This is a genomic window from Pseudomonas sp. MDT1-16 (assembly GCF_054898115.1).
On sequence record NZ_CM142717.1, the window covers coordinates 160,627 to 176,498 of the forward strand.

At 58.7% G+C, this 15,872-nt stretch carries 13 protein-coding genes and 3 pseudogenes; 9 read left to right on the plus strand and 7 right to left on the minus strand.

Going from position 1 to position 15,872, the window contains the following annotated elements:
• Positions 1–157: 157 nt before the first annotated feature.
• Positions 158–898: an NAD-dependent epimerase/dehydratase family protein gene (locus ACYZT3_RS00680; protein WP_449644515.1), complete on the minus strand. Its 741-nt coding sequence runs from the start codon at positions 896–898 to the stop codon at positions 158–160.
• 106 nt (positions 899–1,004) lie between these two features.
• Between ACYZT3_RS00680 and ACYZT3_RS00685 the strand changes: the two genes are divergently transcribed.
• The gene (locus ACYZT3_RS00685) at positions 1,005–1,904 is read left to right on the plus strand and encodes an alpha/beta fold hydrolase (RefSeq protein ID WP_462031293.1); all 900 of its coding nucleotides are present in this window, start codon (positions 1,005–1,007) and stop codon (positions 1,902–1,904) included.
• 258 nt (positions 1,905–2,162) lie between these two features.
• Here the strand turns inward: ACYZT3_RS00685 and pdxR are convergent, their stop codons facing one another.
• Positions 2,163–3,713 (minus strand): MocR-like pyridoxine biosynthesis transcription factor PdxR, encoded by a 1,551-nt coding sequence (gene pdxR / locus ACYZT3_RS00690; protein ID WP_282376352.1) that lies wholly within the window; start codon positions 3,711–3,713, stop codon positions 2,163–2,165.
• Between the two features lie 90 nt (positions 3,714–3,803).
• On the opposite strand from pdxR, the gene ACYZT3_RS00695 reads away from it, so the two are divergent.
• The 5 genes and pseudogenes from ACYZT3_RS00695 to ACYZT3_RS00715 all read left to right on the plus strand — a co-directional run.
• Entirely contained in the window at positions 3,804–4,427 is a 624-nt protein-coding gene (locus ACYZT3_RS00695; RefSeq protein WP_282376353.1) for an FMN-binding negative transcriptional regulator, read from the plus strand.
• 9 nt (positions 4,428–4,436) lie between these two features.
• Positions 4,437–4,883: a GNAT family N-acetyltransferase gene (locus tag ACYZT3_RS00700; protein ID WP_282376354.1), complete on the plus strand. Its 447-nt coding sequence runs from the start codon at positions 4,437–4,439 to the stop codon at positions 4,881–4,883.
• A gap of 17 nt (positions 4,884–4,900) precedes the next feature.
• A complete protein-coding gene (locus ACYZT3_RS00705) occupies positions 4,901–5,572 on the plus strand; it encodes a GNAT family N-acetyltransferase (RefSeq protein ID WP_462031294.1) in 672 nt (223 codons plus the stop codon).
• A 52-nt stretch (positions 5,573–5,624) separates the two neighbouring features.
• A pseudogene (locus ACYZT3_RS00710) lies at positions 5,625–6,042 on the plus strand (transporter substrate-binding domain-containing protein); the annotation flags it as partial.
• Positions 5,993–6,502: pseudogene (locus tag ACYZT3_RS00715) on the plus strand (amino acid ABC transporter permease); the annotation flags it as partial. The pseudogenes ACYZT3_RS00710 and ACYZT3_RS00715, both read left to right, overlap by 50 nt.
• Before the next feature lie 58 nt (positions 6,503–6,560).
• On the opposite strand, the gene ACYZT3_RS00720 reads toward ACYZT3_RS00715, so the two are convergent.
• A complete protein-coding gene (locus tag ACYZT3_RS00720; RefSeq protein WP_462031295.1) occupies positions 6,561–6,839 on the minus strand; it encodes a helix-turn-helix domain-containing protein in 279 nt (92 codons plus the stop codon).
• Positions 6,836–8,188, minus strand: coding sequence for a HipA domain-containing protein (locus ACYZT3_RS00725; RefSeq protein WP_462031296.1), 1,353 nt, complete (start codon positions 8,186–8,188; stop codon positions 6,836–6,838). Before ACYZT3_RS00725 ends, ACYZT3_RS00720 begins: the two co-directional genes overlap by 4 nt.
• Positions 8,189–8,321: 133 nt before the next feature.
• Here ACYZT3_RS00725 and ACYZT3_RS00730 point away from each other — a divergent pair.
• Both ACYZT3_RS00730 and ACYZT3_RS00735 read left to right on the plus strand, forming a co-directional pair.
• Positions 8,322–8,640, plus strand: a pseudogene (locus tag ACYZT3_RS00730) (autotransporter outer membrane beta-barrel domain-containing protein); the annotation flags it as partial.
• A 200-nt stretch (positions 8,641–8,840) separates the two neighbouring features.
• Positions 8,841–11,123 (plus strand): autotransporter outer membrane beta-barrel domain-containing protein, encoded by a 2,283-nt coding sequence (locus ACYZT3_RS00735; RefSeq protein ID WP_462031297.1) that lies wholly within the window; start codon positions 8,841–8,843, stop codon positions 11,121–11,123.
• Between the two features lie 135 nt (positions 11,124–11,258).
• On the opposite strand, the gene oadA is transcribed toward ACYZT3_RS00735, so the two are convergent.
• A complete protein-coding gene (oadA, locus tag ACYZT3_RS00740) occupies positions 11,259–13,082 on the minus strand; it encodes a sodium-extruding oxaloacetate decarboxylase subunit alpha (protein ID WP_282376358.1) in 1,824 nt (607 codons plus the stop codon).
• Positions 13,083–13,093: 11 nt separating this feature from the next.
• Positions 13,094–14,509, minus strand: coding sequence for an acetyl-CoA carboxylase biotin carboxylase subunit (locus tag ACYZT3_RS00745; RefSeq protein WP_282376359.1), 1,416 nt, complete (start codon positions 14,507–14,509; stop codon positions 13,094–13,096).
• Positions 14,510–14,698: 189 nt separating this feature from the next.
• Between ACYZT3_RS00745 and ACYZT3_RS00750 the strand changes: the two genes are divergently transcribed.
• Positions 14,699–15,661: a LysR family transcriptional regulator gene (locus ACYZT3_RS00750; RefSeq protein WP_282376360.1), complete on the plus strand. Its 963-nt coding sequence runs from the start codon at positions 14,699–14,701 to the stop codon at positions 15,659–15,661.
• Here ACYZT3_RS00750 and ACYZT3_RS00755 read toward each other — a convergent pair.
• Positions 15,603–15,815: a PA3496 family putative envelope integrity protein gene (locus tag ACYZT3_RS00755; protein WP_282376361.1), complete on the minus strand. Its 213-nt coding sequence runs from the start codon at positions 15,813–15,815 to the stop codon at positions 15,603–15,605. The two genes, ACYZT3_RS00750 and ACYZT3_RS00755, sit on opposite strands and share 59 nt — an antisense overlap.
• Between the last annotated feature and the right edge of the window lie 57 nt (positions 15,816–15,872).

Consider the following 15,872-nt stretch of genomic DNA (forward strand, 5'->3'; position numbering starts at 1 on the left):
GTGACTTCGCCGGACGCTTACCCTCATCAAGCACGGAAAGCGGGAGGAAATCAAATTCGCTACCATTGAGCGCAACGGCAAGATATCCATCATTGCCCGGGAAGACTGATTCGCTGTCTTTTTGAAGAGCGCGAAGTGAGCTGGAAAACTTTCATACTCAATCAGGCTGAGCGTGCCCTTCTAGAATTTTAAATGCATCGTCTAGGGGCGCGTACCCAACGACCTCTCTAGTCTTATCAATAGCAAGGCGTTTGTATCTGTTGTCTGAGACACCATGGATAACGTGGAATCCGTTCAGCTCGGCTTCAACGCAATTTCGCAGTAACGCGACGACGTCCCTCACACTAATAAACGCAGCGACGTCCCTGGGACTGTGAATTTCCCCCGGTTGAAATTGGGCGACGTTGGCAATGCGCACGGCGATGGTCGTCATCTCACCTTCGTTTGCATACAACGACGCCAGTGCTTCCCCGAACGCTTTGCCGACCCCGTAAAGATTGCCGGGTCTGGGCGCCATGCATTCGTGGACTTGCACATCCTTTGGATAACCTTCGATGGCTTGGGCGCTACTGGCAAAGATGAAGCGCTTGCAGCCTTGCGCGTTCGCGGCGAACAGCATGTTGTAGGTGCCAACAATATTCACCGGCAGGACAGAGGTCATGAAGTCAGCATCTGGATTAGGATCAGCCGCTAAATGAATAACGGTGTCAATTCCTTCGCAGGCCGCAAGGCAGCTGGCCTGATCCCGGATGTCGAGAGCGAAGCATTCTACTGAGTCCGGAAAACTATTTACGTCGATATCGGCTAAACGCAAACTCAGTTTATCGCCATACGCAGTCCAAAAAGCGCTGCCGATCTTGCCAGCAGCACCTGTGATCAAAATTTTTCGCGCACTCATGTCCGTGTGTCCTCAGGGCGAGATTCCATTCTGGCCTCTCGGCAGTTTCGATGAGTATCATCATTGGTCGCCGCACATCAAGGTGTTTGCCAGAGCCCGCTGAGGCATGCCAATAAAAATCGCACCCTTTTTTGCGAAGCAAACGCAAGACGCTGTCTTAACAGCAGTTAGGCCAAGGGTAAATCCCATGACAACGCACCGACTAACCATCAAAGAGTTGGAATTGAATATTTCAATCTGCGGTCAAGGCTCACCGCTTCTCTTGCTCAACGGCTTGGGTGGTTTGATCCGTGCGTTCGATCCCCTGCGCAAAGAATTGGTGGACTACACGACCATAACGTTTGACGTGCCCGGTGTCGGCAAATCGCAAATGCCCCGCTGGCCGATGCGTCTGCCGCGCCATGCCGACCTGATTGCCGAGATGCTCAAGCAATTGGGAATCGACAAAGCCGATGTGTTCGGCGTGAGTTGGGGCGGTGCACTGGCGCAAGAATTTGCCCTGCGTTACCCGAGCATGGTGCGCCGGCTGATCCTCGCGGCGACTTCGGCAGGCCCGGTGGTGCTGGTGAAGCCCGCCGACATCGTGGATTTTTTTGGCAGGAGCAAAAGCGCCACACTGCGCAAGCAAGAAGGCCCCCGCAATTCGATACAGACGCTGCTTCACTTCGGTGTGAGAAACGGCATGCTCACCGTCAACCCGCGAACCTATTACCACCAGCTCGCCGCCTTGGTCGGCTGGACAAGCCTGCTGCGGCTGTTCCGTCTGCGCCAACGCACGCTGATCCTCACCGGTGACCGCGACACCCTGGTGCAGATGTACAACGCGCATATCCTGCGCCGCACCATCCGCCGTTCCGAAGTGCACGTCCTAAAGGGCGAAGGGCATTTTTTCGTGGTGACGAGTGCCAGGCGCACTGCCGAAGCGATACGTGAATTCCTTTGCCAGCAGCACAGCGATGAAGAGCCTGCGCCGATGGGGGAAATCCAGAGAATTGGGAAACGGTGAAAGAGACAGTGGGAGTAGTTGTGGCGGGCTGGATCAACTTTGGTGCATTTTGTTCAAAAGCCCATTAACCGAATGACTGCTTAGGGTCGATTGCAGTCCTTCAGTGCTTGGCTGACGCACTCCCCCTGAGTAGCACCCGCTGACACCCATCAACTGCAAACAACTGGTCAGCGCGAATGCAAATGACTGGTCTAGTCGGATGCAAGCAACTGGTCAGTGGCGATGCAATTAGGCGGTCAAGTGAGATGCAATTACGCGTCAATCGTCCCAAACTGTTTGCAACCGCTCCAGAGCCGCTTCGATAGCCGATTCTGGTACAGCGGCGAAACCCAGCACCAGCCCGGCTCGCTGATCCAGCGGTGTCTGCGAATCGGGCAACCAGTAACGACTCAAACCATTGACCTCAACGCCCACGCTTTCGGCTTGTTCAATCAATTCGCGTTCGCGCGCCACGCTGCTCACCGGGACTGTCAAGTGCAACCCGGCCACCACATTGGGCAGATCGCCAACGCCCTCGATGTTTATTGGCCAACGGGCCAACAGACAATTGCGTCGACTCAACGCGGCACGGCGCATGCGTCGGATATGCCGCTGGAAATGCCCCGCGGCCATGAACTCCGCCATGACCGCTTGGGTGCTGACTTCGGAATGTCGGACATCGACCGCGCGCCGCTGAGAGAAAGCGCTCACAAGCGCCGGCGGCAGGACCAGGTAACCCAGTCTTAGCGCTGGAAATGCAATCTTGCCAAACGTTCCGACATACAGCACCCGCCCCTGACGATCCAGCGCAGCCAACGGCGCCAGCGGAGCGCCGCTGTAACGGTATTCGCCATCGTAATCATCCTCGACGATCCAGCCCTGGGTGCGTTCGGCCCAGGCCAGCAACTCCAGGCGTCGCGCCAGACTCATCACCACCCCGGTCGGGTATTGATGCGACGGTGTGACATACGCCAATCGGCAATCGTTAAGCCCGTTCAATTCGGTGCAGTCGATACCCTCGCTGTCCACCGCCACCCCGTGCAATCGCGCACCGGCCACGGCGAACGCATGACCGGCCGCGCGGTATCCCGGATTTTCAATGGCCACCCCATCGCCTGGCTCGACCAGCAGCTGTGCACAAAGGCTAATCCCCTGCTGTGCGCCACTGGTGATCACTATTTGCTCAGCCGTGCATTGCATCCCCCGGGAACTGCGCAAGTACGCGGCAATTAGTCCGCGCAGACGCTCATCGCCCGCCGGATCGCCGTAACACAACTGCTGGAGATCCGGTTTACGCCAGAAAGCCGCATTCAGCTTGGCCCAGACCTCGAACGGGAACAGATCAAAAGCCGGAACACCCACCCGAAATGCGCGGGGTGGGCCGACGGGAGGCAGGGCCAAATGGTTCCTTTCAACGCGCCCCAATGCGCCGCTGTGGATAACTTTGCTGGATGAAACCACAGGTAAATCCAGCCAGTTTGTGGATAAGGCTGTGGGTAACCCTGTTGACAACCCTGTGGATACTTTTGTGGATAGTTTTTTTGCCGGGAGCGCGGTTTGCGGTAACTGTGCGACATAAGTCCCATCACCGACACGCCCATCAATAAAGCCCTCGGCGTAGAGCTGATCGTAGGCACGGACCACACTGTTTCGGGAAATTGACAACGCCGCCGCCAGATCGCGACTCGCGGGTAATCGCGTACCGCCGGCCAGCCTTCCGTCGAGCACTCGTACGCGAAGCGCTTGATAGAGCTGGCGACTCAAACCCAGGCGGCGATCGAGTTCGATACCCGCTGGGTTGAATGACAAGGACTGTGGCTCGCGGGTCATGGCAATGGACCTATGAAATTTGTCGTTAATGGCTCTTACAACAGACCAATAGCCTGCCTAGGATGCAAGCATTCGCCAAGGAAAATCTCCATGTACAACCCAAGCAGCTTTGCCATAGAGGATTTGCATGAACTGCACCAACAGATACTCGGCACCCGCCTCGCTGTGTTGGTCACACACGGGGAACAAGGTCTGCAAGCCAGCCATTTGCCGGTGCTGTTGAGTTCAGACCAGGGTCCGAATGGCACCCTTTACGGACACTTCGCCAAGGCCAATCCGCAATGGAAGGCATTGCAGAGCGGCGCCGAAGCCCTGGTGATTTTTGCCGGCGCCGATGCTTACGTCAGCCCAGGGTTTTACCCGAGCAAAGCCGAGCACGGCAAAGTCGTGCCGACCTGGAACTACGTCGCCGTACATGCGTACGGCACGGCCGAAGTGTTCACCGACGCCGATCGCCTGCGCACTCTGGTCAGCGCCCTGACTGATCGTCATGAAGCGGGTCGCGCCAGTCCATGGAAAGTCGTCGATGCCCCCGCCGACTACATTGATGGGATGCTCAAGGCCATCGTTGGTTTTGCCATGCCGATCCAGCGTCTGAAAGGCAAGCGCAAGCTCAGCCAGAACCGCAACGTTGCAGACATTGCCGGTGTGCGCGAGGGGCTTGCCGCCAGCCCTGATGTGCACGACCAGGCCCTCGCCCACTTGATGCGTTAAGGAACGACCATGAGTCAGATCGACATCCGCCAGGTCACCGCCGACGACCACACCACCTGGTTGCCTTTGTGGCAAGCATACCTGCGCTTCTACAACACCGAACTGCCTGAGGCCGTCACCCAAAGCACCTGGCAGCGCCTGCTCGACCCAAGCGAGCCGACCCATGCCGCGCTGGCCTGGGCCGACGGCAAAGCGGTGGGCATGGTGCACTTCATCTACCATCGTTCGAACTGGAGCATCGAAAACGCCTGCTACCTGCAAGATTTGCTGGTAGTGCCGGAAACGCGCGGCACCGGCGTCGGCCGACAGCTGATCGAATTCGTCTACGCCATCGCCAAAGAGGACGGTTGCTGCAAGGTCCACTGGCTGACTCACGAAACCAATGCCACCGCGATTCAGCTTTATGAGCGCATCGCCGAACGCCCCGGTTTCATCCAGTTTCGCAAAACCCTTTAAGGTTCGAGGAGAACAACATGTCGACTTCACTCACCGACTGGAAAGGCGTTCCGGCACCGTCGGTTCAAACCCTCGAAGGGCGCTTCATCCGCCTGGAGAAACTTGACCCGGCGCGTCATGGCGACGGTTTGTGGAAGGCCCTGCAAGGCCCGGGTTCCGACCCGAAACTCTGGGACTATTTGCCTTACGGTCCTTTTCCGGAGCGCAGCGCGTTCAACGATTGGCTGAACAATCATGCAGCCAATAACGACCCGTACTTCTTCAGCGTGATCGACCGTGCCAGCGGCGATGTGCAGGGCATCCTCAGTTTGATGTCGATTGTCCCTTCACAAGGTCGGATCGAGATTGGCCATGTCACGTTTGGTGCGCCGATGCAGCGCTCACCGAAAAGCACCGAGGCGGTTTATCTGCTCGCCAAAGAGTCGTTTGCCTTGGGTTACCGGCGCCTGGAGTGGAAGTGCAACAACGGCAATGCCCGCTCCAAGTACGCAGCCGAACGACTGGGGTTCAGTTTTGAAGGCGTGTTCCGCCAGCACATGGTGGTGAAGGGGCAGAACCGGGATACCGCGTGGTATTCGATTCTGGATTCGGAATGGCCGGCGAATGGGGCGGGGTTTGAGCGCTGGCTGTCCGATGAGAACCAGACGGATTCGGGGCAGGTGAAAACGTTAGCGGAGTGCCGCACCTGACGATCGTTCCCACGCGGAGTGGGAGCGATCTTTTAGGCGAGTTTCTGGGCGATTCGACGTCGACGTGGCCAAGGCCGTGGCGGACAAACTGGGCGTCAAACTGCGCCTCGAAACCCCGTCCTGGGACGTGATCGCCGCCGGTCGCTGGAGTGGTCGCTACGACATCTGCATCTGCTCCATGACCCCGAGCAAGGCCCGCGCCGTATGACACCGACAATGTCGCCTTCCAGGACCTCGGCCTGGGTGCTGGCGTTCGACTGGACGCGATCCTCACCAACCTTGTCAATGCACAACCGCGCCTGACCGAAGACAAACGCTTCAAGCTCGCCGGCGAGCCGCTGTACTCGGAGCCGAACTCGGTGGCCATTGAAAAAGGCGACGCCCAGTGGGACGCCAACGTGCGTGACGTCTTCGCTCAGCTGCGCCGTGGCCTTTGGGATCGCGAGCTTCTATGCCTCGCTCTTTCGTGGCACACCGCTGCTTATCCAAATCCTGCTGATCTACCTCGGCCTGCCACAACTCGGCATCGCCCCGGGCGCCATCCCCGCCGGCATCATTGCCCTGTCGCTAAACTACGGCGGCTACCTGAGCGAAATATTCCGCGCCGGCATCCTCGGCGTCCCCCACGGCCAACGTGAAGCGTCCCTGGCCCTGGGCATGCGTGAAACCGTGATCTTCTGGCGGGTCACCCTGCCCCAGGCCATGCGCACCATCCTCCCGCCGACCACCAACCAATTCATCTCGATGCTCAAAGACTCATCGCTGATCTCGGTGATGGGGGTTTGGGAGGTTATGTTTCTGGCGCAATCATATGGACGTTCGAGCTATCGCTACATCGAGATGCTGACGACGCCGGCGGTGATTTATTGGGTGATGTCGATTGGTTCGGAGCTGATTCAGGCGCGGGGGGAAGGCGTATCTGGGGCGTAATTGACTGCACTGCCGTCATATCGCGAGCAAGCCAGCTCCCATAGCGGTTGGTACAGTATCAGTTCAAGTCGCGCCGAATCCGCACCACGCCCATCTTCAGTCCGAACGGTCTGAACACTGCATTCAGCGATCTCAGTGTCTGATTGCCCTCTCCATGCTCGATATGCACCAGCGTGCGCACCGATATTTTGCACATCCTTGCAAATTGGGTCTGGTGCAGGCCGGTGACTTCCACTCGCAAGCGGCGCACGGCTTCACCTATTTCAGTTGTTCCCTGGGCAAGCCCTTCTTGAATGCTTTCGATGAGTACAGTTCGCTCGGCAACGGTCATGGTCATTTCAGGTCCCACTCTTTCAAACGCTGCTCCAGATTGTTCAAGGCTATTCGTGGGTGATTCATTGTTGCGGCGGGCAAACCGCTGGCCGTCAGAATGTCGGGGAGAGCCGCAAGGTGTTTGGCATCCTCGCGCAAGCGTTCAAAAGAGTCCGGCGCCCCGCTCAACGCGGCCAATGGGTCCTTTGGATCGGTAATATCGGCCAATGCCTGACAGACACCACGCCAATCCACGTCGCCCGCTCTCTCCAGCTCTTTTGGCCACTTGGTGGTGCGTGTCACGCCTTCGTCGTCCATCACCATCGGCGCCAGGTCATAAATCGGCGCAAGACGAAACGAGGCTGCGTCGCGGATAATTGCGGTGTTGCGGCCATGGTTATCCGAGTTGCCGAGGATTTTATTGATCAAGTCCCGACGCAGATAGTCAGCAACCAGATCCGGGATTTGGTCCGCCTGGCCCGCATCACGCCAAAGTCCCGCCAACAGCCGGATAACCTCCATATGGTTCATGGCGCCTCCGGGAATCGTGATGTTCGCCAAGGAGTAGATCGACTCCACGGCGAATCGCTCGACACCCTGAGGGGTCACTTGCCGATCGAATCGCTGCATCCACAGGCTGGGTTTGGTCGCCTCTTCCAAAGCCAGGCCCTGTTCGGCCACCGTTTCGATACTCAGTTTTTGCAGCGCTTTGTAGTAGTGGTACTCGCTTCTGAGGATGTCCTGATCGGCCCTGGTTCCTTTATTGCGAGCGAACTTCACGAACCAATGCTGAACGACGTCTGCGTCTTCGAGTACCGCATCGGGGTACAAAAGTCCGGTCTTGTCTTCGGCCAACAACAACTTGGGTGCCTCGCCACCGGCGCCGGTTGCGCCGCCAATCGCAGCACCCTGTTCATAGGCGTACTCGAGAAATCGATTATCGCGACTGACGACCTCCTGGCGTTCAAACCCCATCAGCTCACGCGGGTCCAGGGCCTCGACAGATTCTTTTATCCGCATGTTGCCAATGGGCGCTGGCGTGCTTCGGGCCAGCAGGTAAAGGTCAGCACTGATCTCTGCTGGTTTGTCCCGACCTACGTGAGCCAGCAGGAATTTCCTGGCGGCACCGGCAGGTGCAATGTCATGCACAAATGCCGGCGCGTTGGATCGCTGGCCGTCCCATTCCAAGGGAAACCTGGCACTGACTGCCTTGGCGAAGGGACTGCCAATGCACTCGATGTTTTCGACGAGATAGGGCGTCAAGTAACCAAAGTTGCATCGGCTTTCGAAACCTTTCCCAGGGTCGTCGAAATCTAAGACCATGGCGTCGTGCCATTTCCCGGTCGCAAAGATTTGTAAGGTCAGATTGAACATGCCGACATCACCTGCATTTAAATGCATATCTGAAAGATTTTTAACGCTGTGAATGCAATATAGTGCATTTAGCAACCCGCAGGGGCTCCTTGGACTGCATTAAAATGCATATCTGGAATCATTAACCGATTAAAACTTCAGCAACACCTTCGGCCTGCGTCTGGCGCACCTGAATACTCTGGACAACGGCATGAGCCTGACGCCACGCCTGACCGCAGGCTGGAAGCACACGTACGGCGACGTCAAGCAGCTCGACGCGTCAGGTCTCCGTAGTCGGGGGAACTGCATTCAGTGTTGATGGCAGTTCGCTGGATCGAGACAGCCTGGTGCTGGAAGCCGGGCTGGATCTGGGCATTTCGGCGCGGCATTCGGTGGTGGTCGGTTACAGCGGGGAGATTGGGAGCAACAGCCGCAACCATGGGCTGATTGGGCAGTGGCAGATGAGTTTCTGAGTTTTCGCCAACGGACGCGTCCGGGATCGCTGTAAGGAAAGACGTCTGATGGTCGGGTGAATCCGGCCTCTGCCGAAACCCGGCCATTTTTCGGCTACAGGCGACGTCTCCAAGCCTGTCAAAGCGCCCGGAAACGCCCGGCATCTTCAACCCGGATCAACTTTTAGAGTTTGGCCTCACTTCAAACGAGGCTGAACTCTATGATCGCTCAACATCAGTGCCGACCCCACCACCTCGCCTTGGCGATTGCGCTTGCCCTTGGCTGTACTGACTTTTCGTTCGCCCAAGAGATTTCGACGCAGGCCGGTGCGTTGGTGGTCGAAACGGCGGATCCGCCCGTCGATGCGCTTGAAGCATTCATGAACAACCCCGACACCCGCAAGGCACCGATCACCAAGGCAGCGGAAGGAATTGATCGGACATTCGGTGACGAAAACGACCTGGTCATCGTGTCCGGGCGTGGAAGCATCGCCGGGGTCATCGACGGAGGCGCAGGTACCAATTTTCTGCAACTGGATACCGCCAGTGGTGGCAAGTTAGACGATAGTCGTCGCTTCAACGGTTTGGAGATCAAACGCAGCACGTGGACCTCGAACGGTCCCGGCAATTTCGACACCGGCGTATGGGTGCGTCCCAAAGCAACGCTCATAAACGACGGACTGATCAACGGCGAGGCGTTCACCCAGGGAACGCTCGTCAACACCGGCACAATTGGCGCCGGAGTGACGGTGCAATCCGGCGGCACCCTGAATAACTCGGGGATCGTCCTGGGTAACGTCTCTATTGATGAAAAAGGCTTTTTTACCGGCAACGGTACCGTCGGTGCGCTGCAGGTCAGAGGAAAGCTAGCCGTCGATAAAATGCACGGCGCCCCGACGGTCAAGGGTGACTTGACCCTTTCCAACACGGCCGAATTAACCTACGAGGTTGATCCCGACCGTAACAGCGGGACGATAACCGTCGGTGGTACCGCGAGCCTGGGAGGTGCCACGCTCAAGATCGTCACCACAGCAAGCGACTACGCGACACTCAGCGACCAGCGCATTCTTGTCGCCAAGCGGGTCGAAGGAGAATTTGGAAAAATCGTCAGCAACCTGGCCTTTCTAACGCCCAAATTCGATCACCAGAAAGAGCATGTCGATCTGATCTTTACTCGGAATGCCACGCCGTTCGAAAGCGCTGCGAACTCCAGCAGCGGAAAGGAATTAGGCAAAAGCATCATCGATCCGAACGATTTACCCCAGGCACATGCGCCTGCTGACGATACTTTTACCCACACCGAAACCCTGCATCCAGCGGTCGATACTGACCCGTCCGCTACGTCAACAACGATCGCAGAAATACCCCCGACAGTGACGCCACCCTCCACCGTCGCGGGTACGCCTGTGTCAACTCGCGCAACAATGGCCAATGCCGCGCGCACGGTTCCGAAGCTTCGCATACCCATCAACGCCGCTGTCGCCGCCCTGCTGACGGCCGACAAACAAACGGCATCGCGCGCCATCGAGCAAATGGCCGCCAGCAACCACGCCAACCTCGCGAAAGCAACCCTCAACAGCGACAGCCCGATCAGCGCGACCATGCTCTCGGCCATGGGTCAGCTGGACAGCGCCGGCGGCGACAAAAGACCCGGCAATGCCCCACGCCTCGCCGCCGGCAGTGAAGCCAGCGGCAGGGTCTGGCTGCAGGCGCTAGGCCACGGAGGGACACTGGATCGCGATAACGACGCCCTGAAACATTCGACCCAAGGCCTGGTGCTGGGCGCGGATTGGGGCGGGGATCAGGCATGGCGCATCGGCGTGCTGGGCGGTAAATCCGAAACGCGCCTGGACAGTCGGGGTCTGGATGCCAATCTCGACAGCTGGCACCTGGGCGCCTATGCCCTGCGCCAGAACGGCCCCCTGTCCCTGCGACTCGGGGCGACCTACAGCAATCACGACGGCAACACCAAACGCCGGGTAGCGTTCAACGGTTTCAGCGACCGTCCGGAAGGCCGTTTCGACGCCAACACCCAACAAGCCTTCGCGCAAGTGGGTTACAACCTGGGCCGTGCCGACGTCAGCATCGAACCGTTCGCCAGCCTTGGCTACCAACGCTATCAGCGCGACGGCTACACCGAAAAAGGAGGCGCCGCAACGTTGAAGGTCCACGGCCAAACCCGGCGCAACGTCAACAGCGCACTCGGCCTGCGACTGGCGATGCTCAATACCCTGGACAACGGCATGCAACTAACGCCGCGATTCAGTGCCGGCTGGAAACATACCTATGGCGAGGTGGAAAGCGACACCCGCCAGCGATTAGTGACGGGCGGGAGGGACTTCACCGTTTCCGGCGCAGCGCTGGACCGTGACAGCCTGCAGGTCGATGCCGGCCTGGACCTTGGGCTGTCGGCCACACACAGCGTAGGGGTCGGCCTCAGCGGCGAGGTCGGCAGTGATAGCCGCAACCACGGCGTTATGGGCCAGTGGCGGATGGCGTTCTGATCACTGACCGAACGCCGCATTCCCTGCTCGCGATAGCGGAATATCAGCCAACAAACTGGCTGAACAAACGACAGGCGAAAAAAAGGGGAGCACATGCCCCCCCGAGGTTTAAAGCGGTATATCGAGGCTGTTAACTCAGCCTTCGATCTCGATCAGGATTTCGCCCGGGTTCACCCGGTCGCCCTTGGCCACGTGGATGGCGGTGACTTTGCCGGCGATGGCCGATTGGACTTCGGTTTCCATCTTCATCGCTTCGGTGATCAGCACGGCCTGACCGGCTTTCACGGTGTCGCCTTCCTTGACCAGCACGTCGACGATGTTGCCCGGCATGGCGGTGCTGACGTGGCCCGGTGCAGTGGCTTGCTTGCGCTTGCTGCTGCCGCCGCTGACGAATTCGTTGAGCGGTTCGAACACCACTTCTTCCGGCATGCCGTCGATAGACAGGTAGAAGTGACGCTTGCCTTCAGCCTTGACGCCGACACCCGTGATGTCGACGCGGTAGGTTTCGCCGTGGACGTCGATGACGAACTCGGTCGGCACGCCTTCGCCACCGGCCGAGGTCACGCCGCCGGCTTCAGGAATCGGTAGCAGCACTTCTGGAGCCAAGGTGCCGGCGGCGCGTTCTTCGAGGAACTTGCGACCGATGTCCGGGAACATGGCGTAGGTCAGCACGTCTTCTTCAGACTTGGCCACCGTGCCGATTTCGGCACGCAGTTTGGTCATTTCCGGCTTGAGCAGGTCGGCCGGACGCACGTCGATCACTTCTTCGCTGCCGATGGCCTGGCGACGCAGTTTTTCGTTCACGATGCCTGGCGCCTTGCCGTAGCCACCCTGCAGGTAAAGCTTCACTTCGTTGGTGATGGTCTTGTAGCGCTCGCCGGCCAGCACGTTGAAGAACGCCTGGGTGCCGACGATCTGCGAGGTCGGGGTCACCAGCGGAGGGAAGCCGAGGTCTTCACGAACGCGCGGGATTTCGGCCAGCACTTCGGCCATGCGGTTCAGAGCGCCCTGCTCTTTCAACTGGTTGGCCAGGTTGGAAATCATCCCGCCCGGCACCTGGTTGACTTGCACGCGGGTATCGACGGCGGTGAACTCGCTTTCGAACTGGTGGTATTTCTTGCGCACGGCGTAGAAGTACAAGCCAATCTCTTGCAGCAGCTCCAGGTTCAGGCCGGTGTCGTACTCACTGCCTTTAAGGGCGGCAACCATCGACTCAGTACCTGGGTGGCTGGTGCCCGAGGCGAAGCTGGAGATCGCGGTGTCGATGTGATCGGCGCCGTTCTCGATGGCCTTCAGTTGGCACATCGTTGCCATGCCAGCGGTATCGTGCGAGTGAATGAACACGGGCAGCGATTGCTCGGATTTCAACGCCCTGACCAGTTCGCCGGTGGCGTACGGCGTCAGCAGGCCAGCCATGTCCTTGATGGCCACCGAGTCGCAACCCATGGCCTCCATTTGCCGGGCTTGCGCCACGAAGGCTTCGATGGTGTGCACCGGGCTGGTGGTGTACGCGATGGTGCCTTGGGCGTGTTTACCGGCAGCTTTTACTGCTTCGATAGCGACGCGCAGGTTACGCACGTCGTTCATGGCGTCGAAGATGCGGAACACATCGATGCCGTTGACCGCGGCCTTGGCAACAAAGGCTTTGACCACGTCATCGCTGTAGTGGCGATAGCCCAGCAGGTTCTGGCCACGCAGGAGCATTTGCAGACGCGTGTTAGGCAATGCCGCGCGCAGTTGGCGCAGGCGCTCCCAAGGGTCTTCTTTGAGGAAGCGTACGCAGGCGTCGAATGTCGCGCCGCCCCAGCATTCCAGCGACCAGTAGCCGACTTTGTCGAGCTTGTCGCAGATCGGCAGCATGTCTTCGGTGCGCATGCGGGTGGCGAGCAGCGATTGGTGGGCGTCGCGCAGGATTGTGTCGGTAACGTGTATCTTTTTAGAAACAGGGGTCTTAGTCATTGGAATATTCCTCACAGGCCTGCGTGGGCGGCAATGGCGGCGGCGATGGCCAGGGCCAGCTCTTCGGGTTTGCGCTTGATCGAGTAGTTGGTCAGTTCAGGATGGCTTTCAACGAAGCTGGTATTGAACTGGCCGCTACGGAATTCCGGATTACGCAGGATTTCCTGGTAGTACGCGGCGGTGGTCTTGACCCCTTGCAGGCGCATGTCGTCCAGAGCGCGCAAGCCACGATCCATCGCCTCTTCCCAAGTCAGCGCCCATACCACCAGTTTCAGACACATGGAGTCGTAGTACGGCGGAATGGTGTAGCCGGTGTAGATCGCCGTGTCGGTGCGCACGCCGGGGCCGCCGGGCGCGTAGTAACGGGTGATCTTGCCAAAGCTTGGCAGGAAGTTGTTTTTCGGGTCTTCGGCGTTGATCCGGAATTGCAGCGCGAAACCGCGGTGCTGGATGTCTTCCTGTTTCACCGAAAGCGGCAGGCCGGACGCGATGCGAATCTGCTCACGCACAATGTCGATGCCGGTGATTTCTTCGGTGATGGTGTGTTCCACCTGCACCCGGGTGTTCATCTCCATGAAGTACACCTCGCCCTCGGCGAGCAGGAACTCCACGGTGCCGGCGTTCTCGTAACCCACGGCCTTGGCCGCACGCACCGACAGGTCGCCGATGTAGGCACGCTGTTCCGGGGTCAGTTGCGGGCTCGGGGCGATTTCGATGAGCTTCTGGTTACGGCGCTGGATCGAGCAGTCACGCTCGAACAGGTGCACCACGTTGCCGAAGCTGTCGCCGAGGATCTGCGCTTCGATGTGTTTCGGATTGACGATGCATTTTTCCAGGAACACTTCCGCCGAACCGAAGGCCTTGGTGGCTTCGGAAATGACTCGCGGGAAGGCTTGTTCGAGTTCTTCTCGGCTGTCGCAGCGACGGATACCCCGGCCACCACCACCGGAAGTCGCCTTGAGCATCACCGGATAACCGATGCGGTCGCCTTCAATCAAGGCTTCGGCGATGTCCGCGACGTTGCCTTCGGTCCCCGGGGTGACGGGTACGCCGGCCTTGATCATGCTGCGACGGGCTTCAGTCTTGTCGCCCATACGGCGAATCACTTCAGCCGATGGACCGATGAACTTGATGCCGCGTTCTGCGCAGATATCTGCCAGTTCAGCGTTTTCCGAAAGAAAGCCGTAGCCGGGATGCAACGCATCACAACCGGTTTCCACCGCCAGATTCACCAGTTTACGCGCGTTCAGGTAACCAGCCAGTGGCTCGGCACCGATGCTGTGGGCCTCATCCGCACGCTTCACATGCAAGGCATGGCGGTCGGCGTCGGAATAGATCGCGACCGAGCGAATGCCCATCTCGGCGCAGGCACGCACGATTCGTACGGCAATCTCACCACGGTTGGCGATCAGGATCTTTTTTATCACTTGGAGGTTCCCTTGAGCCGGTGGTACCCACGACCTGGTAGCCCAGGTCGACGCGTGACCAAATGTTTCGATTCAGTCGCAGCCCCACACTAGCCCTCACAAGGGATTAACAAAAATGAATAATAATTGGGTCAGCCATAAGTAAAGACTTATAGTTGACGCATCAGTCTGCAGCGAGAGCGCAAAAAAATGCGTAAGTCATTGATGCGTATGACATTGCGTCAATTACAGATCTTCAATGAAGTCTGTGATTTGAGGTCCTACAGCCGCGCAGCTGAAGAAATGTCTCTCACACAACCTGCCGTGAGCCTACAGATTCGTCAACTTGAGGAGCTGATTGGTCAACCGTTGTTCGATTACGTCGGCAAAAAGCTTTACATGACCGAGGCAGCCGAAGCCCTTCAGCGCGCCAGCCGGGATATTTTCGGACGCCTGGAAAACCTCGACATGCAGCTTTCAGACATGCAGGGATCGCTGCAAGGTCAGCTGAAACTGGCGGTCGAATCCAGCGCCAAGTATTTCGTGCCGCATCTGTTTGCCGCGTTCAAACGCCAGCATCCGGAAGTGAACCTGCACCTGACAGTGGTCAACCGCGGCCAAGTGATTCGACGCCTGTCGGACAACCGCGATGATCTGGTGATCATGTCGATGGTGCCGCAAGACATGGGGCTGGAGTTTCTGCCGTTTCTCAACAATCCAATTGTCGCCGTGGCGCCGCCGGATCACCCGCTGTCCCATATGGGACCGCTGCGCTTGCAGGATCTTGAGCCCTACACCCTGCTACTGCGCGAACCGGGCTCAGGTACGCGGCTGGCTTGCGAGGAGTATTTCAAGGAAAAGCGCGTGCACTTCACGCAGACCCAGGAAGTGGCGTCGGCTGAAGCCCAGCGTGAATGCGTACTGGCGGGTCTGGGCCTGGCACTATTGACGCGCCACGCCCTGAACCTTGAGTTGGCGACCGGCGCACTCATAGAGCTGCCGATCGAAGAGCTGCCGCTGTACCGCAGCTGGTGCCTGGTGCAGGCCAAGGCGAAACGGCTGTCGCCGGTGGCGCACGCGTTCCTTGCGTTTATTCGCAGCGAGCGGGTGCAGATCAGCGCGCTGGTTGAGCGCTTCGACGGGAAGTTGCCGGTGCGGCCTGCCAGTAGTTGAGCTCCAGATCGCCAGGAAAATCGCCGATCTCGGCCAGAAGCTGGCGGCGTTCGCAGCGATCTTCGATAGCGCGGCGAAATTCCATGCGGCGCTGGTCTTCCTGCTGACGACGGGTTCTGACGGCGCTGTTGCGTTCTTCGTAGGGCTGGGCCATTTCGAGTCTCCCAAGGCGATTACGGGAGTTACAGGATGGGCACCAGGGATGACGGTT